A 20,483-nucleotide genomic window follows, 5' to 3' on the forward strand; every position below is an offset into this window, starting at 1 on the left:
CGACGCCGGCGCCGAGGCCGCCGTGGCCCACGGTCAGGCTGCCCACCGCCTGGATCTGCCGCACCGCCCACAGGATGGTGAACCCGAGGACCACCAGCCCCGCAAGGCCCACCAGTGTCCGTGACCGCAGTGCCACGCCGATCAGGGTGAGGAGGGCGGCGCACACCATGGGGAGGAACATCGAGCCGAGCAGTGAGGCGGGATCGCCGGTCAGATGGCCGAAGAGGTCCTCGATCCGTACATCGCGCCCGTGACGGCCGTCGTACCAGGGACGGAAGGGGCTCCAGACGGCGGCCGCGGCTCCGACGAGGGCGATCAGGGAACCGAGCACGTTGCGCACCACAGGCGTCGCCTCGCTTCGCGTCGTCCCGATGTCCTCCGTGACCGACGCTACGCCTGACCACCGGCCCCCGCGAGACGACCGCGACGGCGCGCTTGCGGTTTCCGTTGCGTCAACTTCTACGGTCGTTGTCAGGGCCGGAGGGACCGGCCCGGCGAAGGGAGGCGGCCGTGACCTGGTCGATCGCGGAGGTGGCCCGGATGTCCGGGGTGACGTCGCGGACGCTGCGGCACTACGACGGGACCGGACTGCTGCCGCCCGCGGGGATCGGGAGCAACGGGCACCGCTACTACGGGGAGGCCGAGCTGCTGCGGTTGCAGCAGATCCTGCTGATGCGGGAGCTGGGCGTGGGACTGCGCGAGATCCGTGCCGTCCTCGACAGCGGCGCCGACCGGGTGGCCGTGCTCCGCGCCCACCGGCAGCGGCTGCTGGCGGAGCGCGACCGGCTGGGAACGCTCGCCCGTACGGTCGCCCGCACCATCGCCGAACTGGAGGAAGGACAGGACGACCCCACCATGGTGAAGATCAACAGGCCGGAGAACCTCTTCGAGGGTTTCGAGCCCCAGGAGGAGGCCGAGGTACGCGAGCGCTGGCCCCGGGAATGGGAGCAGTCCCAGCAGGCCGTCGCGGCGATGTCCGGCGACGACATGGAGCGGTGGCAGCGCGAGGTGACCGCGCAGATGATCCGCATGGCGGAGTTCATGGCGGCCGGCACCCCGGCCGACGACCCCGCCGTGCAGGCCGAGGTGGACGCGCACTACCAGGGCGTGTGCCGCTTCTGGACCCCGTGCGCGGAGGCGTACAAGGGGCTGGGACGTACCTACGCCGACGACCCCCGCTTCCGCGCCAACTTCGACAAGATCGCCGAAGGGCTGGCCGCGTACCAGTGCGCGGCGATGGACACCTACGCCGACGCGCGGCTGAGCTGACCGGCGGGCCGGGCTGCCGGAGGGCCGCAGACCTCCGGCAGTGGACGGCGCCCCCGGCGACCGCCCCCCACGCCCCGTCAGCCGTCCCGCTCCCTCCCCGCGAACAGCCGCGCCTGCTGCTCCGCCGGCAGGTTCCCCAGCGCGATCAGATGCGGCGCGAGGGACAGGGCGTGCGCCCGGGTCGCCTCCTTGGCGGCCCACAGGGCGCGGACGGTGCCCTGGACGGCCTCGGCCGGCAGGGCGGCCAGCACGGCGGCGCGGCGCAGTGCCGTCGCGGCGGCGGCGCCGGGCGGGGTGAGTTCGGAGACCAGGCCGATCCGGTGGGCGCGGGCGGCGTCCAGCCGTTCCGCCGTCCCCATCAGGCACATCCGGGCGGCCTCCCCGTAGGGCATCCGCTGGGCCATGAGGACCGCCTCGTAGGCGCTGACCATGCCGTAGGTGGTGTGCGGGTCGAAGAAGACGGCGGTCTCGGAGGCGACGAGGAACTCCGCCTCGCCCAGGAGGTAGAAGGCGCCGCCGCAGGCCAGCCCCTCGATCGCGGCGATCACCGGTTTCCACAGGTCGTTGGCCTTCGGGCCGATGCGGAGCAGCGGGTCGTCGAGGGAGTAGGGGGAGTGCGGCTGCGGTACGTCGGCGGAGCGGTCGAGGCCGCTGGAGAAGGCCCGGCCGCCGGCGCCGGTGATCACCGCGGCCCGTACGGAGGGGTCGCGGCGGAACGCCCGCCAGGTGGCGGCGAGCGCGTCGGCGGTGGCGAGGTCGAGGGCGTTGTGCCGTTCCGGCCGGTCGAGGGTGAGCAGGGCGACGCCGTCGGTGATCTCCGTCCGGAGGGTCATGGGCGTTCCAGGAGCCAGCGGGGCACGGTGAGGCCGCCGGGGAGCGTGTGGAAGACGGCCTTCACGGGGGCGCCGATGCGCAGCCGTGACGGGGCGACGGAGTCCAGCCGGGCGTCGGCGGAGGCGACGACGTTCCCGGCCAGGCGCAGGCGCGGGTCCTCGGCGAGTTCCACGACCACCGCGTTGTACGGGGCCTGTGCGGCGTACGCGGGCAGCAGGGGCGGATGCGGCACCACGAACGACCAGATGCGCCCGCGGCCGTCCGTCCGGCGCCAGTGGCTGTCGAACGCCCGGCAGTGCGGGCAGCAGGGGCGGGGCGGGAAACGGGGGGTGTCGCAGCCGGAGCAGACCTGGACGCGCAGTTCGCCCCGCGCGGCGTACTCCCAGAAGGGCGCGCCGTCGTCGTCCGGGACGGGGGGCAGCAGCCCGTCGCCGTCGGCCGTCGCCGGGTCCTCGTGTGCCGTGCTCATGGCAGCTCAGCTCCTCAGCAGCAGGGCCGATGTGGGGACTCCCTCGCCCGCGGTGACCAGGCAGACGGAGGCGTCGGGGACCTGCGCGGTACTGGTGCCGCGCAGTTGCCGGACGCCCTCGTTGATGAGGTTGAACCCGTGGACGTACGCCTCGGACAGCCCGCCGCCCGCGGTGTTGACCGGCAGCCGGCCGCCGCTCTCCAGGGCGCCGCCCTCGGTGAAAGCGCCGCCCTCGCCGCGTCCGCAGAAGCCGTAGCCCTCCAGGGAGAGCAGCACCAGCGGGGTGAACGCGTCGTAGATCTGCGCGACGTCGACGTCCTCCGGTCGCAGGTCGGCGTGGCGCCACAGGTGCCGGGCGGCGGTCCAGGCGGGGCCGGTGAGCGGGTCGTCGTTCCAGTAGTTGACCATCCCGTGGTGCTGGGCGGGCAGTCCCTGGGCGGCGGCGTGCACCAGGACGGGCCGGTGGCGGCAGTCGCGGGCGCGCTCGGCGGAGACCACGACGCAGGCCAGCGCGCCGTCCGTCTCCAGGCAGTTGTCGAAGAGGCAGAGGGGTTCGCTGATCCAGCGGGAGGTCATGTACATCTCGCGGGTCAGCGGCCGCTCGTACATGATCGCGTCGGGGTTCTGGTTGGCGCGGTTGCGGCAGGCGAGGGCGACGTGGAAGAGGTGGTCGCGGGTGACGCCGTAGGTGTGCATGTAGCGGCGGGCCAGGATGCCGATCTCGTCGACGGGGCGCAGCAGCCCGAACGGGCGGGTCCACTGTGCCGGGGTGGGGAGCTGGGCCCGGGTGTTCCTCCAGGGACGCGGCCCCGAGCCGCGTTTGCGGGACCGCCAGGCGACGCCGACGTGCGCCTGCCCGGTGGCGACGGCGGCCGCCAGATGCGCCACCGTCGCACAGGAACCGCCGCCCCCGTAGCCGACCTTGGAGAAGTGGACGACATCCCCGGCGCCGATGGCCTTGGCGATCTCGACCTCGTCGGTCTCCTCCATGGTGTACGAGGCGAACGCGTCGACCTCCGAGGGGCTGATGCCCGCGTCGTCCAGGGCGGCGAGGATCGCGCGGCAGGCCAGCGCCTTCTCGGAGTCCGCGAGCCGTGCGGCGAACGGGGTCTGCCCGATGCCGGCTATCGCCGTAGCGTCCTTGAGGGTCGCGCCCATCGCCACCTCCGCGGCCGTCCGCTCGTACTGACAGGCGAGGAGGCTACCGCTAATCTGACGGGTAGTCAGCTCTTTCGGCGGAGGGGAACCGATGCACGACGGGGACAGCACCACACCGGCCGGCGCCCCGGACCCGCGCGCCGACCTGGAGTACGGCACCGTGGCCCGCCTGGTGTACGCGGCGGCCGAGCGCCACGGCCCGCGCGAGGCCGTCGCCGACGGCCGCGTCCGCCTCACCTACGCCGAACTGGGCGTACGCGTCGAACGCGCGGCCGCCGCCTGCCTCGCCTGTGGCGTCCGGCCCGGCGACCGGGTCGCCGTCTGGGCCCCCAACACCCCCGACTGGATCGTCTGCGCCCTCGGCGCCGTCACCGCGGGCGCCGTCCTCGTCCCCGTCAACACCCGCCTCAAGGGCGCCGAGACCGCCGACATCCTGCGCCGCACCCGCGCCCGGCTGCTGTTCGTCACCGGCACCTTCCTCGGCGCGTCCTACGTGGCCGCGCTGCGCCGGGCCGGCCGCGAAGGCCCCGGCACCGGCCCGCTGCCCGCACTGCCGCACCTGGAGCGTGTCGTGGTCCTCGCCGACGACGCGCCCGCCGACTTCACCACCTGGCGTGCCTTCCTCGACGGGGGCCGGGCGGTGGACGGGAAAGCCGTCCGCGCACGGGCCGAAGCGCTGCGCCCCGAGGACCCCTCGGACATCCTCTTCACCTCGGGCACCACCGGCCGCCCCAAGGGCGCCGTGATCACCCACGACCGGACCCTGCGCGCCTACGGCGTCTGGGCCGCGCTCGCCGGCCTCCGGGAGAGTGACCGCTACCTCATCGTCAACCCGTTCTCCCACACCTTCGGCTACAAGGCCGGCGTCCTCGCCTGCCTGCTGCGCGGCGCCACGATGATCCCCCAGCCCGTCTTCGACCCGGACACCGTCCTCGCCCGCCTCGCCGCCGAACGCGTCTGTGTCCTCCCCGGCCCGCCCGCCCTCCACCAGCGGCTCCTCGACCACCCCGACCGCGCCCGGCACGACCTGAGCGCGCTGCGCCTGGTCGTCACCGGCGCCGCCGCCGTCCCCCTGGAACTCGTCGAGCGGCTCCGTGGCGACCTGGGCGTCGCCACCGTCCTGACCGCCTACGGCCTCTCGGAGAGCTCCGGCATCGTCACCATGTGCCGCCGCGACGATCCCCCCGAGGTCATCGCCACGACCTCGGGCCGCGCCCTGCCCGGCACGGAGGTACGGATCGCCGGGCCCGGGGACGTGCCCCTGGCGCCCGGCGAACGCGGCGAGATCCAGGTCCGCGGCTACCCCGTGATGTCCGGCTACTTCGAGGACCCGGACGGCACCGCGCGGGCGGTCACCGCCGACGGCTGGCTGCGCACCGGCGACATCGGCGTCCTCGGCACCGACGGCAACCTGCGGATCACCGACCGCCTCACCGACATGTTCGTCGTCGGCGGCTTCAACGCCTACCCCGCCGAGATCGAACGGCTCCTCGCCCGCCACCCGGACATCGCCGAGGTCGCCGTCGTCGGCATCCCCGACGCCCGCCTCGGCGAGGTCGGCAAGGCGTACGCGGTACGCCGCGCCCGCTCGCACCTGACCGCCGACGCCCTCATCGCCTGGTCCCGCCGCGAGATGGCCAACTACAAGGTGCCCCGCGAGGTCGAGTTCGTGAGGGCCCTGCCGCGCAACGCGAGCGGCAAGGTCCTCAAGTCCCGGCTGCGGGAGAACGGCGGATGACGACCGGCTCTACGGCTACGGCCCCGCGGGCGGCGTCCACGACGGCCGGCGGCCGCTGAGCGCCACGACCCGGTCCAGCAGCGGCGCGTCCCGCGGCACCGGGACGGGCGGGCCGAACATGCCCTCGCTCCCCGAGCCCTCGGCGGACGGCGCGAGCAGCTCGTACGCCACCGTCAGGCTCGCCTCGTCCGGCGCGTACGGCTGACCCGTGGCGCGGGCGAGGTCCCAGCCGTGCACGACCAGCTCGTTCAGCGCGATCCGGCCGGTGAACGGGGCGGGCAGGGTGACCCCGCCGGCCCGGGTCTCGCCCCGCCACGCCTCCGGGTGCCGCCATGCCTCCGCCATCTCGGTGAGGTTCCGGGACAGCAGCTCACGCCATTCGGGGGTGATGTCCGGTTTCACCACGCCCGGATCGGTGTTGGTGGTCGGCCCGAACTCCTTGCGCGCCGCGTCCCGGAACGCGGCCGTCAGCCCGACGAGATGGCCCAGCAGATGGTGGACGGCGAAGTCCTCGCAGGGCGTGGGCGCGTCCAGCTGCTCGTCGGCGGTGTGCGCCGCGAGCTGCCCGACCAGGCGGGTCTGCGCCGTGAAGTCGATCGTTCCGGCGGTGGCGGTACGGGCATGGGCATCGGTCATGGCCGGACTTCCTTCCGTCGTCCCGTCGTCCCGGCCCGGGGCCTTGTTCCCAGTGAAGACCGCGCCCGCCCGCCCCGCATCCACAGCCGCACGCGCCGGCACGGTGCGTCCCCGGGGCGGCACCCTCCGTCCCCCGGGGCCCTACCCCCGCCCGTACCGCTCCCGCAGCACCGTCTTCAGGACCTTGCCCAGCGGCCCGCCGCGCGGCAGCTCCGGGACGACCTCCAGCTGCTCGGGCAGCTTCTGCGCCATCACCCCGGCCGCCCGCAGATGCCCGGCCAGCTCCGCCAGTGTCGGCGCGGCGCCGTCCGTGAGGGTGACCACCGCGCACACCCGCTCCCCGCGCTCACGGTCCGGCAGGCCGATCACCGCCGCCTCCGCCACCGCCGGATGCGTCCGCACCAGGTCCTCGACCTCCTGCGCCGAGATGTTCTCGCCCTTGCGGATGATGATGTCCTTGAGCCGCCCGGTGAGGACGAGATGCCCGTCCGGGCGCAGCCGGCCCAGGTCACCGGTCCGGAAGTACCCCTCGGCGTCGAACGCCTGAGCCGTCAGCGCCGGGTCCGTGTACCGGCGGAACACCATCGGCCCCTTCAGCGTCACCTCACCCGTCTCCCCGGCCGCCGCCTCGCTCCCGTCCGGCCGGGCGATCCGCAGCCGGGCGCCGGTCACCGGCCGCCCCACCGTCCGCGCCAGCCGCTCCGCGCTGTCGTACGGCGTCCCCATCGTGATCATGGGGCTCTCCGTCATCCCGTACCCGTGGACGACCGGGCACCCCAGCTCCCGTACGACCTCCTCGCACAGCTCCGGCGGCAGCGGCGCCCCGCCCCCGCTGAGCAGCCGCAACGACGGGATCAGCCGCCCCGCGCCGGGGTGCTCGCGCCGGTGGGCGCGGGACGCGTCCAGGAACGCCCGGTAGAACGCGGTGCTCCCGCCCGCCATCGTCACCCCCCGCCGCCGCAGCACCGCGGCCGCCGCGTCCGCCCGGAACGTGTCGAGCACCACCGCGGGAAAGCCGCTGACCAGCATCGCGATGACATAGTCGGGCCCGGCGACGTGCGCGTACGGGAAGGCGATCGAGCCGATGTCGGCCGACGACATCCCCAGCGCGGTCGCCAGCCCGGTGCCGCCCGCGAGCAGGGAGGCGTCGGTGTGCTCCACGCCCTTGGGGGTGGCGGTGGTGCCGGAGGTGTAGTAAATCCACCGGGTCCCGCCGTCGTCCGCGCCCCCGGGCTCCGGCAGCGCCCCCAGAGCCCCGGCGGGCAGCCCGCCCCCGTCCTCCCCGACCGGAACGACCCGCACTCCCTCCCCGGCCGCCTCCCGCGCCATCGCGGTGAAGTCGAACCCCCGCCACACCCCCGGCACCAGGACGTACTCCGCCCCCGAGTCCGCCAGGACGAACCGGACCTCCCGTTCCCGCAGCAGATGCAGCACCGGCACCTGCACGGCCCCCAGCCGCGCCAGCGCCAGCGAGACGACGACCGTCCCGATCCGGGTGGGAAGCTGCCACGCCACCCGCGTCCCGGCCGTCACCCCCAGCTCCCGCAACCCGGCGGCCACCCGCAGCGCCGCGTCCCGCACCTGCCCGAACGTCACGGTCCGCCCGCCGTCCCCGTCCGCGGCCCCCTCGAAGAACATCGGCTCCCCGGGCGACACCCGCGCCCGGTACTCCATCAGCTCCCAGACCGTCCGTACACGAGCGGGCTCGAACACGACGCGCCTCCTGAGCGGTGCGGATGCGGTGGCGAAGGGTGCGACTGTAGCAGTGGAACTGACGGTACGTCAGGAGTTGCGGGGTCCGGCCCGGCCGGAAGGAAGCCGAGTTGGTCCCGTCCCCGGAAACGCCGCAGGGACCGGCCCCGATGGCTCCCCTCCTGCCATCGTGGCCGGCCCCTGCGATCCCCCGAATGCGGTGGCCGTTCGTGCGGTGATGCTGCTTGTGCGGTGGCTGTGCTCGTGTGGTGGCTGTGGTGCGTGCCGTGCGGTGCTACTGCGGGTCCGAGAGCGGGCGGTGCTTGTCGCGGACGCTGACGGTGCCCGGGACCGGTGCCTGGGGCTCGGGCACCATGCCCTCGGCGATGATGGGGCGGTGCTTGTCCATCGGCTTCACGATGGGCTTCTTCTTCGTGGTGGCGCGCTTCTGTTCCATGGTGACCAAACTCCTTGAATGGGTTTGCGGCCACCCCGCCGGCGGCTCCCCCGTGGGTCGCCGGAGAGGTGACCAGGCCCGGACACCGCGTTGGTGGGGCCGGTCACCCCGCCGGCGACTCCCCCGAAGATCGCCGGAGGGGTGTACCGGGCCGGCCACCTTCTGGTGGGGCCGGTCACCGAGCCGCTTGCCCCCCGAGGCGGCGGATCGGTACTGAAGAGAGTGACGTGCGTCGATGAACGATCGATAAACGCCGCCGCTGATGCGTCTGACCTGCGGTTATACGGGGGCCAGCGGGGTGAGCAGCGAGCGGACCTTGACGGCCTCGGGGGAGTCGAGGCGCTCATGGATCGCCAGGGCCTCCTGCCAGCAGACCCGGGCGCGGCCGGTGTGCCCGATGTCGTGCAGTGCCCGCCCGAGCGTGGTCAGGGCGTTGGCGCGCCACCATTCGCCGCCGATGCCGCGCAGCGCCGTCAGGGCCTGCTCCGCGTGGTTGGCGGCGTCGGCGGGCCGTCCGTCGGCGAGGTCGACCTCGGCGAGCCGGAAGTACGTCATGCCCTCCCAGAAGCGCTGGCGGCTCTCCTGGAATATCGTCAGCGCCTGCATGAGCTGCCCGGTGGCGTCGTCCAGCCGGTTGGCGAGGGTGAAGGCCAGGGCGAGGGCGTACATGCCGTTGGCGAGGCGGCGTTCGGCGCCGAGCCTGCGGTAGATGGCGATGCCCTGCTGGGCCAGTTCGATGGCGCTGTCGGTGCGTCCGGTGTCGAGGTGGACGCGGGAGAGGTTGCACAGCGCGCTGGCCTCGGACTGCTCGTTGTTGTCGTCGCGGAAGGCGGTCAGCGCCTGGTTGAGGTAGGCCTCGGCGTCGTCGTGGCGCTTCTGCTCGCCGGCGATGATGGCGCGGTCGTTGGGCGCGTTGGAGGACGAGAACGGGTCGCCGACGGCCAGTCCCAGCAGCATCGCGGACTTGGCGTGCTCGTCGGCCTCGTCGAGGCGTCCGGCGAGGGTGTGCACATTGGTGAGCGAGGTGTGCAGCCGCGCCTCGGCGTGCTGGTCGCCCGCCGTCCGCGCCGCCGTGAGCAGCTCCTCGTTGGCCTGTTCGTACTGCCGGGCGTCGGCGCCGGACTCGGCGAGGTCGAGGGTGAGCAGCAGCAGGTCGACGGCGCGCCGCAGGTACGGGGGCTCATCGGATTGCCGGGCACATGCCAACAGGCAGCTCGACTCGCTGAACAGCCAGGTCAGTGCCTCCTGGCGGTCGGTGAAGCCGAGTCCCGGGTAGTCGGTGGTCTCCATGTGGTCGATGAGCCGGTCGCCGGGCCGCTCCAGGGCGTACATCCGGGCGGCGCTCGCCAGGTAGAAGTCCAGCAGCCGGGAGCGGGCCGCCTCGCGCGCGGCCGGCTCGTCGCGCTCCGCGCAGGCGCGGGCGTAGAGGCGGACGAGGTCGTGGAAGCGGTAGCGGCCGGGCGCGGCGGACTCCAGCAGGCTGGCGTCGACGAGGGACTCGACCAGTTCCTCGGCGTCGTCGAGGTCCATGTCGAGGACGGCGGCCGCGGCGGCGAGGGAGATGTCGGGCCCGTCGGCGAGGCCGAGCAGGCGGAACGCGCGGGCCTGGTGGGGCTCCAGCTGGCCGTAGCCCAGTTCGAAGGTGGCGGTGACGGCGAGGTCGCCCGCGCGCAGTTCGTCCAGGCGGCGGCGCTCGTCGGCGAGCTTCCTGGCGAGGACGGAGACGGTCCAGGTGCGGCGGGAGGCGAGCCGGGAGGCGGCGATGCGGATGGCGAGCGGCAGGAAGCCGCAGGCGCCGACGACGGCCATGGCGGCCTGCCGTTCGGCGGAGACCCGTTCCTCGCCGACGATCCGGGTGAAGAGGGTCAGTGCCTCCTCGGGGCTCATCACATCGAGGTCGATGAGGTGCGCCCCGGCCAGGTCGATCATGCGGGCGCGGCTGGTGATCAGCGCGGCGCAGCCCTCGGCCCCGGGCAGCAGCGGCCGGATCTGGGCGGCGTCGCGGGCGTTGTCCAGGAGGGCGAGGACGCGGCGGCCGGCGAGGGTGGAGCGGTAGAGGGCGGCGCGTTCCTCCAGACCGTCGGGGATGGAGGAGTCGGGCGTGCCGAGGGCGCGCAGGAAGGCGCCGAGGACGGCCTGCGGCTCGGAAGGGGTGTGGCCGGCGCCCTGGAGGTCGACGTAGAGCTGCCCGTCGGGGAAGTGCTCGCGGGCGGCGTGCGCCACATGGACGGCGAGGGTGGTCTTGCCGACGCCGCCGATGCCGGTGAGCGCGGAGACGGCCATCACGCTGCCCTCGGCGGTGGTGAGGCGTTCGCCGAGTTCGGTGACGAAGGCGGAGCGGCCGGTGAAGTCGGCGACGGTGGCGGGCAGCTGCTGCGGGCGGACGGGGACGGTGCCGGCGTCGCCGGCGCTGTCCGGGGCGGCGGCCGGTGCGTCCAGGTCGGTGTCGGCGCGCAGGATGCGCTGCTGGAGTTCGGCGAGGGAGGCGCGCGGGTCGACGCCGAGTTCGTCGGCGAGCAGCCGCCGGGTGTCGGCGTAGACGGCCAGGGCCTCGGCCTGCCGGCCGCTGCGGTAGAGCGCCAGCATCAGCAGTTCGCGGAGGCGTTCGCGCAGCGGGTGGGCGGCGGTGAGGGCGGTGAGTTCGGAGACGGTCTCGGCGTGGCAGCCCAGTTCGAGGTCGAGTTCGAGGCGGCTCTCGATCAGGGAGAGCCGCCATTCGCCGAGGCGGGTGCGCTGGTTCTCGGCGTAGGGGCCGGGGATGCCGGCGAGGGGTTCGCCGTCCCACAGGGACAGGGCGGTGTCCAGCAGGTCGCGGGCGCGGCAGCGGTCGCCGGCCGCGCGGGCCTTCTCGGCCTCGGCGGCGTGCTGCTCGGCGAGGTCCTCGTCGAGGGTGAGGGGGCGGCCGTCGGCGGAGCGCAGGGCGTAGCCGCCGGATTCGCTGACGAGGGTGTCGGCGTCGGCGCCGAGGGCCTTGCGCAGCCGGGACGCGTAGGTGCGCAGGGCCGCGAGGGCGGCGTGCGGGGGTTCCTCACCCCAGAGCGCGTCGACGAGTTCGGCGGCGGTGGCGGTCCGCCCGCCGCGCAGCAGCAGTGCGGCGAGCAGCGCGCGCTGCTGTGGGGAGCCCACAGCCAGCGGCGTCGTGCCGCGCCACGCCCGTACGGGACCGAGCACGGTGAAGCGGAGCCGCTCCCGGCCCTGCCCCGGACCGTCGTCCATGGTGTCCCCCTGCCCTGTGCCATCCATTTCGTCCTGTGCGCACCGTTCCGCTCTGTGCTCCATCGGTTGTGTGCAACGGCCAGTCTGCCTTGTCCATGCCCCCGGCGTCAGTACCGGTCCGGAGCGTGCACAAAGCCTCCCCTCCAGTTGGTGACGGGAAGGGGGAGGCGTCGCTCCGTGGGGTCCGGATGCCGGGTGCCGGGGCGCGGACCTGCGGGCCGGCCGCCTCCGGGGCCCGCACGGCGGCACGCTGCGTACCGTACACCTCACCGACAGCTTTACTGACGATCCGTCAGATCATGGCTACCGTAAGGGCCATGGACACCCAGGAGACCTTCCCGAGGATCATCTCGGTCGACGACCACACGGTGGAGCCTCCGCACGTCTGGCAGGAACGGCTCCCGTCGAAGTACCGCGACACCGGCCCGCGCATCGTCCGCGCCCCGCTGACGGAGGTGACGTTCACCGGGGGGAAATTCGCCCCGAAGATGGGTGAACCGGGCGATGAGGGCCCGCAGACCGACTGGTGGGTCTACGAGGACCTGCGCCGCCCCCTGACCCGCCTCGACACCGCCGTCGGCTGCTCCCGCGACGAGATACGGCTGGAGGGCATCACCTACGAGCAGATGCGCCCCGGCTCGTACAGCGTCCCCGAACGGTTGGCCGACATGGACCTCAATCATGTCCAGTCCGCGCTCTGCTTCCCGACCTTCCCCCGCTTCTGCGGCCAGACCTTCACCGAGGCGCGCGACCGCGAACTGGGGCTGCTGGGGGTGCGCGCGTACAACGACTGGATGGTGGAGGAGTGGTGCGGCCCGCAGGCGGGGGGCCGGCTGATCCCCCTCACCCTCGTACCGCTGTGGGACCCGGAACTGGCCGCGGCGGAGGTACGGCGCAACGCGGAACGCGGCGTCCGGGCGGTCTGTTTCAGTGAGATCCCCCCGCACCTCGGGCTCCCCAGCGTCCACACCGACCACTGGGACCCGTTCCTGCGCGCCTGCGACGAGACCGGCACCGTCATCGCGATGCACATCGGCTCCTCCAGCCGCATGCCCTCCACCTCGGCGGACGCCCCGCCCGCCGTCGGCTCCACCATCACCTTCGCCAACTGCTGCTTCTCGATGGTCGACTGGCTGCTCAGCGGCGCCTTCGAGCGCTTCCCCCGGTTGCGCGTCATGTACGCCGAGGGGCAGATCGGGTGGATTCCGTACATCCTGGAGCGCGCCGACACCGTCTGGGAGGAGAACCGCGCCTGGGGCGGCGTCTCCAGCAAGGTCACCCGCCCGCCGTCCGAACTCTTCGCCGGGCATGTCCACGGCTGCTTCTTCGACGACGCCTTCGGGCTGCGCAACCTCGACGCCATCGGCGTCCCCAACGTCCTCTACGAGACGGACTACCCGCACTCCGACTCCACCTGGCCCCGCTCCCGCCAGGTCGCCGAGGCCCAGATGGCGCATCTGGCGCCGGACGTGGTGGAGCGGATCGTCCGCGGCAACGCCGTCGACCTGCTGGGCCTGACGGCGGACGGCCTGTGGGCGGGCGCCGCCGCCTGAGGCGGGAGTGACGTGGGAGGGCGGCGCCGGGGGCGCGCCCTCCCCTCTGTCCCCGGGGGCGTGCGCCCCCGCACCCGGGCGGCGGGCCGTACGGGCGCCGCCGCCCCGACTCACCCGGAGGGGCCCATGGTGCGGATACTGCCCGAGGGGCGGCTGGTGTACGGGATGCAGCTGCCGGTGCAGGCGCGGAGCGCGCTGTTCGCGGAGGACTGGGAGGCGGGCGCCGGACCCGCCGACCTGGTGGCGGTGGCGCGGGCCGCCGACCGGTACGGGTTCGCGTACCTCGGCTGCTGCGAGCATCTGGCGGTCCCCGCCCGGCTGGCGGCGGCCATGGGCACCGTCTGGTACGACCCGGTCGCCACCCTCGCGCACCTGGCCGCCGTCACCACCCGCGTACGGCTGCTCAGCCATGTCGCGGTGGCCGGGCTCAAGCACCCGCTGGTCACCGCGAAGCAGTACGCCACCCTCGACCATCTCTCCGGCGGGCGCCTGATCCTCGGCGTCGGCGCCGGGCACGTACCGGAGGAGTTCGCGGCGGTGGGGGCGGACTTCGCGCGGCGCGGCGAACTGCTCGACGAGAGCATCGACGCGCTCAAGGCGGCCTGGGCGCCGGGGGAGCGCACCGCGTTCAGCGGGAAGCGGTTCGCGTTCGCCGGTCCGGTGCAGGAGCCGCGGCCCGTCCAGACGCCCCGGCCGCCGATCTGGGTGGGCGGCTCCTCGCCCGCGGCGGTGCGCCGTGCCGCGCTGCGCGGTGACGGCTGGCTGCCGCAGGGCGACCGCCGCGACGAGCTGCCGCCGAAGATCGCACGGCTGCGCCGGCTGCGCGAGGCGGCCGGGATCGGCGAGCCGGCCGAGATCGGCGCCATCGCCGAGCCGCTGTACGTGGGCACACCCCGCTGGGACGTGGGCCGGCGGACGCTGGCGGGCCCGCCGCGACGGATCGCGCGGTCGCTGCGGGAGTACCGGGCGATGGGGGTGGGGCAGCTCCAGGTGCGCTTCCGCAGCCGGAGCCGGGACGAGCTGGTGGAGCAGATGGCGGCGTTCGCGGAGGAGGTCGCCGTGCACCTCGGGGACTGACGGGACCGGTGGGGCTTCGCGCCGCGGGCCGGCGGGACGGCCCGCCCCCGCCCCGCGGCATCCCTTGACGCCCCCACCCTCCGGTGGGACAGTCGACCCCTCGAATCTGACGCACCGTCAGATATCTCTTCCGGGACAGGACGGTGACACCCTTGGAATTCGGGCTCTTCGTGCAGGGCTATGTGCCCTCGGCACGCACGGCGGTGGACCCCGAGGCCGAGCACCACGCGCTGATGGAGGAGACCGAGTACGTCATCCAGGCGGACCGCTCCGGGTTCAAGTACGCCTGGGCCTCCGAGCACCACTTCCTGGAGGAGTACTCCCACCTCTCCGCGAACGAGGTGTTCCTCGGCTATCTCGCGCACGCCACCGAACGCATCCACCTCGGCTCCGGCATCTTCAACCCGCTCGCGCCCGTCAACCACCCGGTCAAGGTCGCCGAGAAGGTCGCCATGCTCGACCACCTCTCCGGCGGCCGCTTCGAGTTCGGCTCCGGGCGCGGCGCCGGAAGCCACGAGATCCTCGGCTTCTTCCCCGGGGTGACCGACATGGACCACACCAGGGAACTCTGGGAGGAGACCATCGCGGAGTTCCCCCGGATGTGGCTCCAGGACGAGTACCAGGGCTTCCAGGGCAAACACTGGCAACTCCCGCCGCGCAAGATCCTCCCCAAGCCGTACGGGCCGTCCCACCCGGCGATGTGGTACGCGGCCGGCTCACCGTCCTCGTACGCCATGGCCGGACGCAAGGGCCTCGGCGTCCTCGGGTTCAGCGTGCAGAAGGTCGCCGACATGGAGTGGGTGCTCGACGCGTACAAGTCGGCGGTCAAGGAGGCCGAACCGGTCGGGGACTTCGTCAACGACAACGTCATGGTGACGACCACCGCCGTCTGCGCCGAGACCCACCGCGAGGCCGTCCGGATCGCCGCGGGCGGCGGGCTCAACCACCTCCAGTCCCTGCTGTTCCGCTACCACGACACCTTCCCGCGCCCCGACGGCATCCCCGAATGGCCCGAGCTGCTGCCCCCGTACACCGAGGACCTGATCGAGCTGCTGATCGCCGAGGAGCTGCTGATCTGCGGCGACCCCGACGAGGTGCTGCGCCAGTGCAGGCGCTGGGAGCAAGCAGGCGCCGACCAGCTCTCCTTCGGGCTGCCCGCCGGCATCGGACGCGAGCAGACCCTCACCACCATCAGGCTCATCGGTGAACACGTCATCCCGGAGATCGACACCGACCCGGTGCACCGCACCACCCGGTTCCGGCAGGCCGCGGGCCGCTGACCCCACCACACGTCCTCGGGAGGGAGCACGCCATGCTCGACCACCTGATCCGGGGGGCGACCGTCGTCGACGGCACCGGCGCCCCCGCCACCACGGCCGACGTCGGCATCGAGGACGGACGGATCGCGGTCGTCGCCCCGGCGGGGACCGTCACCGCCCCCGCCCGCACCCGCGAGGACGCCACCGGCCTCGTCCTCACCCCCGGCTTCGTCGACCCGCACACCCACTACGACGCCCAGCTGTTCTGGGACCCGTACGCCACCCCGTCCCTCCACCATGGCGTCACCACCGTCGTCGGCGGCAACTGCGGCTTCACCCTCGCCCCCCTCCACCCCGGCCGCCCCGAGGACGCCGACTACACCCGGCGGATGATGAGCAAGGTCGAGGGCATGTCGCTGGTCGCGCTGGAGCGCGGCGCGCCCTGGGACTGGCACGGCTTCGGCGACTTCCTCGACGGGCTGGAGGGCCGCATCGCCGTCAACGCCGGGTTCATGGTGGGGCACTGCGCGCTGCGCCGCCACGCCATGGGACCCGACGCGACCGGCGGCCGGCCCACCGGCGAGCAGCTGGCCGCCATGCTCGCGCTCTGCCACGAGGCGATGGACGCGGGGGCGTGGGGCCTGTCCACCACCCAGTCGTCCACCCACTCCGACGGCGACGGGCGGCCGGTGGCCTCCCGGCACGCCGCGCCGGACGAACTCCTCGCCCTCTCCCGCGCGGTCGGCGCCCACGAGGGCACCCAGCTGGAGGCCATCGTCACCGGCTGCCTCGATCGCTTCGACGACGCCGAGAGCGATCTGCTCGTCGCCATGACGGCCGCGGCCGCACGCCCCCTCAACTGGAACGTGCTGACCATCGACGCCGCCGTACCGGACCGGGTGCCGCGCCAGCTCGCCCCCAGCGAGCGGGCCCGCCGCTCCGGCGGCCGCATCGTCGCCCTGACCATGCCGATCCTCACCCCGATGAACATGTCCCTGGGCACCTTCTGCGCCCTCAACCTCCTTCCCGGCTGGGGCGAGATCCTCTCCCTGCCGCGCCCGGAGCGGATCGCCCGGCTGCGCGACCCCGCCGTACGGAACGGAATGCTGCGCCGGGCCCGCGGCGAGGAGGCCGGGGTCTTCCGGCGGCTCGCCGACTTCGACCGCTACGTCATCGGCGACACCTACTCCGCCGCCAACGAGGGTCTGACCGGCCGCGTCGTCCGCGACATCGCCGCCGAGCGGGGGCAGGAGCCCTTCGCCTGCCTGGTCGAGATCTGCGCCCGCGACGACCTGCGGACGGTGCTGTGGCCGATGCCCACCGACAACGACCCGGACAGCTGGGCGCTGCGCCGCGAGACCTGGGAGCACGAGGACGTCCTGCTCGGCGGCTCCGACGCGGGCGCCCACCTCGACCGGATGTGCGGCGCCCCCTACACCACCCGCTTCCTCGGCGACTGCCTGCGCGGCCGCCGGCTCGTCCCCCTGGAGCGGGCCGTACGGATGCTGACCGACGACCCGGCCCGCCTCTTCGGGCTGCGCGGCCGCGGCCGGATCGCCGAGGGCTACCGCGCCGACCTGGTCCTGTTCGACCCGGACCGGATCGACGCCGGGCCCGCCACCCTGGTGCACGACCTGCCGGGCGACAGCCCCCGGCTCGACTCCCGGGCGCTCGGTGTCACCGCCGTCCGCGTCAACGGCGTGGAGACCGTCCGCGACGGCGAGGTGACCGGCGCGCTGCCGGGCACGGTGCTGCGGTCGGGGCGGGACACCGCGACGGTGGCGACGGCATGACGGGCGAGCGGCTGTTCCTCGGCGGCGAGTGGGTCGAACCGGCCCGGGGCCACCACGACGTGATCGACCCCGCGACCGAGGAGGTCGTGGGGCGGGCCCCGGAGGCGGGGCCCGAGCAGGTGGCCGAGGCGGTCGGCGCGGCCCGCGCGGCCTTCGAACCGTGGTCCCGCACGGACCCGGGGACCCGCGCCCGGGTCCTGGAACGCGCCGCCGAGGTGATCCGGCGCGACACGGACCGGTACGCGGAACTCGCACGGGCGGAGACCGGCGCGACGACCGCCACCGCCCGCGCGATGCAGGTGGGCGTGGCGCGGGACCGCTTCGAGCGGTACGCGCGCGGGGCGCGGGAACCGGTCGAGAGGGCGCTGCCGCCGCAGATCGGCGCGCGGGGTGTGCTGGGGGCGCTGGCGGTGCGCCGCCCGGTCGGCGTGGTCACCTGCGTCACCTCGTACAACAACCCCTGGGCCAACGCGGCGGGCAAGGTCGCGCCCGCGCTGGCGATGGGCAACACGGTGGTCGTCAAACCGGCGCCGCAGGACCCGCTGTCCGTCTACCGGATGGCGGAGGCGCTCCAGGAGGCGCTGGCGGAGGCCGGCGCGCCCCCGGGCGTGGTGAACGTGGTCTCCGGGACGGACGTGGCGGTCGGGGAGGCCGCGGTGGCCGCCCCGGACGTGGACATGGTGAGCTTCACCGGCTCCACCGCCGTCGGGCAGCGGATCGCCGAGGTCTGCGGCCGGGGGATGAAGCGCCAGCTGATGGAGCTGGGCGGCAAGGGCGCCGCGCTGGTCTTCGACGATCTCGACGAGGCCGGCCTGGACGCGGCGGTCGCGGGCATCGGCACCACCTTCTCCTTCTACAGCGGCCAGATCTGCACCGCGCCGACCCGGGTGCTCGCCCAGCGCGGCATCCACGACCGGCTGGTGGACCGGCTGGCCCGCCGCGCCCGGGGGCTGCGGATCGGCGACCCGCGGGAGCCGGACACGGTCGTCGGGCCGGTGATCTCCGCCGCGCACCGCGACCGGGTCGAGGCGTACATCGCGCTCGGTCGCGCGGAGGGCGCCGAGATCGTCGCGGGCGGCGAACGGCCGGACCTGCCGCGCGGCTTCTATGTCGCGCCGACGCTGATGACCGGGTGTGCCCCCGGGATGCGGGTGGTGCGCGAGGAGATCTTCGGCCCGGTGGTCGTGGTGCTCCCCTTCGACGACGAGGAGGAGGGCATCGCGCTGGCCAACGACAGCGCGTACGGGCTGATGGACTATGTCTGGTCCCGCGACGTGGAACGGGCCTTCCGCGTCGCGGGCCGGCTGCGGGCGGGTGGTGTCGGCGTCAACACCGTCGGCCGGAACATGGAGGCCCCGTTCGGCGGCTTCCGGCACAGCGGTGTGGGCCGGGACGTGGGCTCGTACGCGCTGCACGCGTACAGCGAGCTCCAGGCGCTGGTGTGGCCCGGGGGAACGGGACGTTAACGGCGAATTAAGGACAGGGTGAGGAAGCGTCGGGCGGGCGGGGCCGGACGGCGAAACCGACCGGGCGGGAAAATTTTGAATCGGGACATAAGGGACACCGCTGCGGTTCCCGCAATCGCGATTACCTCCCCGGGGGCGCCAAGTCGAAGGCGGAAGGCACCTCGGGCCTTTTAGTTGCTTGATCAAGTACCGAAATCTGGCTTCGTAATGAAGGAGTTGGGGTCGGAGGCTGAACTTCCGGATGCGGAAACAGCAGCACTTAACGTCCTGTTCATGGTTCAGGTAGACCCCCGGCCCCCGGCCGGAGACACGGTAACGAGCGTCGGCGTCACGGGCAGTGACACCCGCGGCAAGGGCCTGAGCGGCAATTCCGTCGGCCTGCTCGGCAGCGCGGTCATCGGCGTCTCGACCGTGGCCCCCGTCTACTGCCTCACCTCGACCCTCGGCCCCACGGTCAGCGAGGTCGGGCTCCAGATGCCCGCCGTCTTCCTCGCGGGCTTCCTGCCGATGCTGCTCGTCGCCTTCGCCTACCGCGAGCTGAACAAGGCGGTCCCCGACTGCGGCACCTCCTTCACCTGGTCGGTCAAGGCGTTCGGCCCCTACGTCGGCTGGATGTGCGGCTGGGGCCTGGTGATCGCCACGATCATCGTGCTCTCCAACCTCGCCGGCGTCGCCACCTCCTTCTTCTACCTGCTGCTCGGCGAACTCACCGGCAGCGAGGCCATCGCGGCCCTGGACGGCGACAAACCCGTCCACGTCCTGACCTGCCTGGCCTTCATCGCCCTCGCCACCGCCATCAGCTACCGCGGCATGACCGCCACCAAGGGCGTCCAGTACGCCCTGGTCGGCCTCCAACTCGCGGTCCTCGCGGTGTTCATCGTGATGGCCGTCGTCAAGGCGCGCTCCGGCGAGTTCAGCGGCTCCCTCGACTTCTCCTGGACCTGGCTCGACCCGTTCTCCGTCGAGTCCTTCTCCGCCTTCACCGCCGGACTGTCGCTCTCGATCTTCATGTTCTGGGGCTGGGACGCCTGCCTGACCGTCAACGAGGAGACCGCCGGAAGCGCCAAGACCCCCGGCCGCGCCGCCCTCGTCGCCATGGTCGTCCTCATCGGCTCCTACCTGCTCACCGCCGTCGCCGCCCAGATGTTCGCCGGGGTCGGCGGCAAGGGCCACGGCCTCGGCAACCCGAAGACCGCCGACAACGTCTTCGCCGCCCTCGCCAACCCCGTCATGGGCACCGCCCTCGGCGTGCTCCTCTTCGTCGCCGTCCTCGCCTCCGCCGCCGCCAGCCTCCAGACCACCTTCATCCCGGTGGCCCGGACCGTCCTGGCGATGAGCACCTACGAGGCACTGCCGAAGTCCTACGCCCGCATCCACCCCCGCTTCCGTTCGCCCGGCAAGGCGACCGTCGCGGCCGGACTGGCCACCGGGCTGTTCTACGCGGTGATGAGCTACGTCAGCGAGAACGTCCTCATCGACACCATCTACGCGCTCGGCCTGATGATCTGCTTCTACTACGCGATCACCGCCTTCGCCTGTGCCTGGTTCTTCCGCCACGAGCTGCGCAACTCCGTCCGTGATCTGTTCTTCAAGGGCGTCTTCCCCCTCCTCGGCGGCGTCCTCCTGACGGCCGTGTTCGGCAAGACCCTGATCGACATGTGGAACCCCGCCTACGGCTCCGGCAGCGCCGTCTTCGGTGTCGGCTCGGTCTTCGTCATCGGCGTCGGACTGCTCGCCGTCGGCGCGGTGATCATGCTGGTGATGCGCCGCCACAGCCCGGCCTTCTTCCGCGGACACGTCCTGACCCGCGCCACTCCGGCACTGGTCGTGGAGGACTAGGGACGGGCCTTCCCGGGACGGGCCGGA

The 20,483-nt window shown here is 73.4% G+C and carries 15 protein-coding genes and 1 pseudogene; 8 read left to right on the forward strand and 8 right to left on the reverse strand.

The window, feature by feature from the left end:
• A pseudogene (locus tag AC51EU_RS06150) lies at positions 1 to 343 on the reverse strand (hypothetical protein); the annotation flags it as partial.
• 167 nt (positions 344 to 510) lie between these two features.
• Between AC51EU_RS06150 and AC51EU_RS06155 the strand changes: the two are divergent.
• Positions 511 to 1,269 carry a MerR family transcriptional regulator gene (locus AC51EU_RS06155; protein WP_496265629.1) on the forward strand — a complete coding sequence of 253 codons (759 nt, stop codon included), beginning with the start codon at positions 511 to 513 and terminating at the stop codon, positions 1,267 to 1,269.
• 77 nt (positions 1,270 to 1,346) lie between these two features.
• On the opposite strand, the gene AC51EU_RS06160 is transcribed toward AC51EU_RS06155, so the two are convergent.
• Genes AC51EU_RS06160 through AC51EU_RS06170 form a run of 3 tightly spaced genes read right to left on the reverse strand, consistent with a single transcriptional unit; the run spans position 1,347 to position 3,730 of the window.
• Positions 1,347 to 2,102: an enoyl-CoA hydratase/isomerase family protein gene (locus AC51EU_RS06160; RefSeq protein ID WP_496265630.1), complete on the reverse strand. Its 756-nt coding sequence runs from the start codon at positions 2,100 to 2,102 to the stop codon at positions 1,347 to 1,349.
• The gene (locus AC51EU_RS06165) at positions 2,099 to 2,572 is read right to left on the reverse strand and encodes a Zn-ribbon domain-containing OB-fold protein (RefSeq protein WP_496265631.1); all 474 of its coding nucleotides are present in this window, start codon (positions 2,570 to 2,572) and stop codon (positions 2,099 to 2,101) included. Before AC51EU_RS06165 ends, AC51EU_RS06160 begins: the two co-directional genes overlap by 4 nt.
• A 6-nt stretch (positions 2,573 to 2,578) precedes the next feature.
• Positions 2,579 to 3,730 (reverse strand): lipid-transfer protein, encoded by a 1,152-nt coding sequence (locus AC51EU_RS06170; RefSeq protein WP_496265632.1) that lies wholly within the window; start codon positions 3,728 to 3,730, stop codon positions 2,579 to 2,581.
• 91 nt (positions 3,731 to 3,821) lie between these two features.
• On the opposite strand from AC51EU_RS06170, the gene AC51EU_RS06175 reads away from it, so the two are divergent.
• On the forward strand, positions 3,822 to 5,468 hold the full coding sequence (locus tag AC51EU_RS06175) for a FadD3 family acyl-CoA ligase (protein ID WP_496265633.1): 1,647 nt from the start codon (positions 3,822 to 3,824) through the stop codon (positions 5,466 to 5,468).
• Positions 5,469 to 5,483: 15 nt separating this feature from the next.
• On the opposite strand, the gene AC51EU_RS06180 is transcribed toward AC51EU_RS06175, so the two are convergent.
• The 4 genes from AC51EU_RS06180 to afsR form a co-directional block, all read right to left on the reverse strand.
• Positions 5,484 to 6,104, reverse strand: a complete 621-nt coding sequence (locus AC51EU_RS06180) for a TIGR03086 family metal-binding protein (RefSeq protein ID WP_496265634.1) — start codon at positions 6,102 to 6,104, stop codon at positions 5,484 to 5,486.
• Between the two features lie 141 nt (positions 6,105 to 6,245).
• Positions 6,246 to 7,817 (reverse strand): class I adenylate-forming enzyme family protein, encoded by a 1,572-nt coding sequence (locus AC51EU_RS06185; RefSeq protein WP_496265635.1) that lies wholly within the window; start codon positions 7,815 to 7,817, stop codon positions 6,246 to 6,248.
• Between the two features lie 274 nt (positions 7,818 to 8,091).
• The gene (locus AC51EU_RS06190; protein WP_496265636.1) at positions 8,092 to 8,253 is read right to left on the reverse strand and encodes a hypothetical protein; all 162 of its coding nucleotides are present in this window, start codon (positions 8,251 to 8,253) and stop codon (positions 8,092 to 8,094) included.
• A 279-nt stretch (positions 8,254 to 8,532) separates the two neighbouring features.
• On the reverse strand, positions 8,533 to 11,469 hold the full coding sequence (gene afsR / locus AC51EU_RS06195; RefSeq protein WP_496265637.1) for an SARP-family global regulator AfsR: 2,937 nt from the start codon (positions 11,467 to 11,469) through the stop codon (positions 8,533 to 8,535).
• A 317-nt stretch (positions 11,470 to 11,786) separates the two neighbouring features.
• Here afsR and AC51EU_RS06200 point away from each other — a divergent pair, with 317 nt between their 5' ends.
• The 6 genes from AC51EU_RS06200 to AC51EU_RS06225 all read left to right on the forward strand — a co-directional run bounded on the left by AC51EU_RS06200 (position 11,787) and on the right by AC51EU_RS06225 (position 20,456).
• On the forward strand, positions 11,787 to 13,022 hold the full coding sequence (locus AC51EU_RS06200; protein ID WP_496265638.1) for an amidohydrolase family protein: 1,236 nt from the start codon (positions 11,787 to 11,789) through the stop codon (positions 13,020 to 13,022).
• A 126-nt stretch (positions 13,023 to 13,148) separates the two neighbouring features.
• Positions 13,149 to 14,099 (forward strand): TIGR03619 family F420-dependent LLM class oxidoreductase, encoded by a 951-nt coding sequence (locus AC51EU_RS06205; protein ID WP_496265639.1) that lies wholly within the window; start codon positions 13,149 to 13,151, stop codon positions 14,097 to 14,099.
• A 152-nt stretch (positions 14,100 to 14,251) separates the two neighbouring features.
• Positions 14,252 to 15,379 carry an LLM class flavin-dependent oxidoreductase gene (locus AC51EU_RS06210; RefSeq protein ID WP_496265640.1) on the forward strand — a complete coding sequence of 376 codons (1,128 nt, stop codon included), beginning with the start codon at positions 14,252 to 14,254 and terminating at the stop codon, positions 15,377 to 15,379.
• Between the two features lie 32 nt (positions 15,380 to 15,411).
• Positions 15,412 to 17,151, forward strand: coding sequence for an N-acyl-D-amino-acid deacylase family protein (locus tag AC51EU_RS06215; protein ID WP_496265641.1), 1,740 nt, complete (start codon positions 15,412 to 15,414; stop codon positions 17,149 to 17,151).
• Complete coding sequence (locus AC51EU_RS06220) at positions 17,148 to 18,617, forward strand: aldehyde dehydrogenase family protein (protein ID WP_496265642.1); 1,470 nt, start codon at positions 17,148 to 17,150, stop codon at positions 18,615 to 18,617. Before AC51EU_RS06215 ends, AC51EU_RS06220 begins: the two co-directional genes overlap by 4 nt.
• Positions 18,618 to 18,890: 273 nt before the next feature.
• Entirely contained in the window at positions 18,891 to 20,456 is a 1,566-nt protein-coding gene (locus AC51EU_RS06225; RefSeq protein ID WP_496265643.1) for an APC family permease, read from the forward strand.
• Positions 20,457 to 20,483 lie beyond the last annotated feature (27 nt).

It is taken from the genome of Candidatus Streptomyces philanthi, from assembly GCF_059553635.1.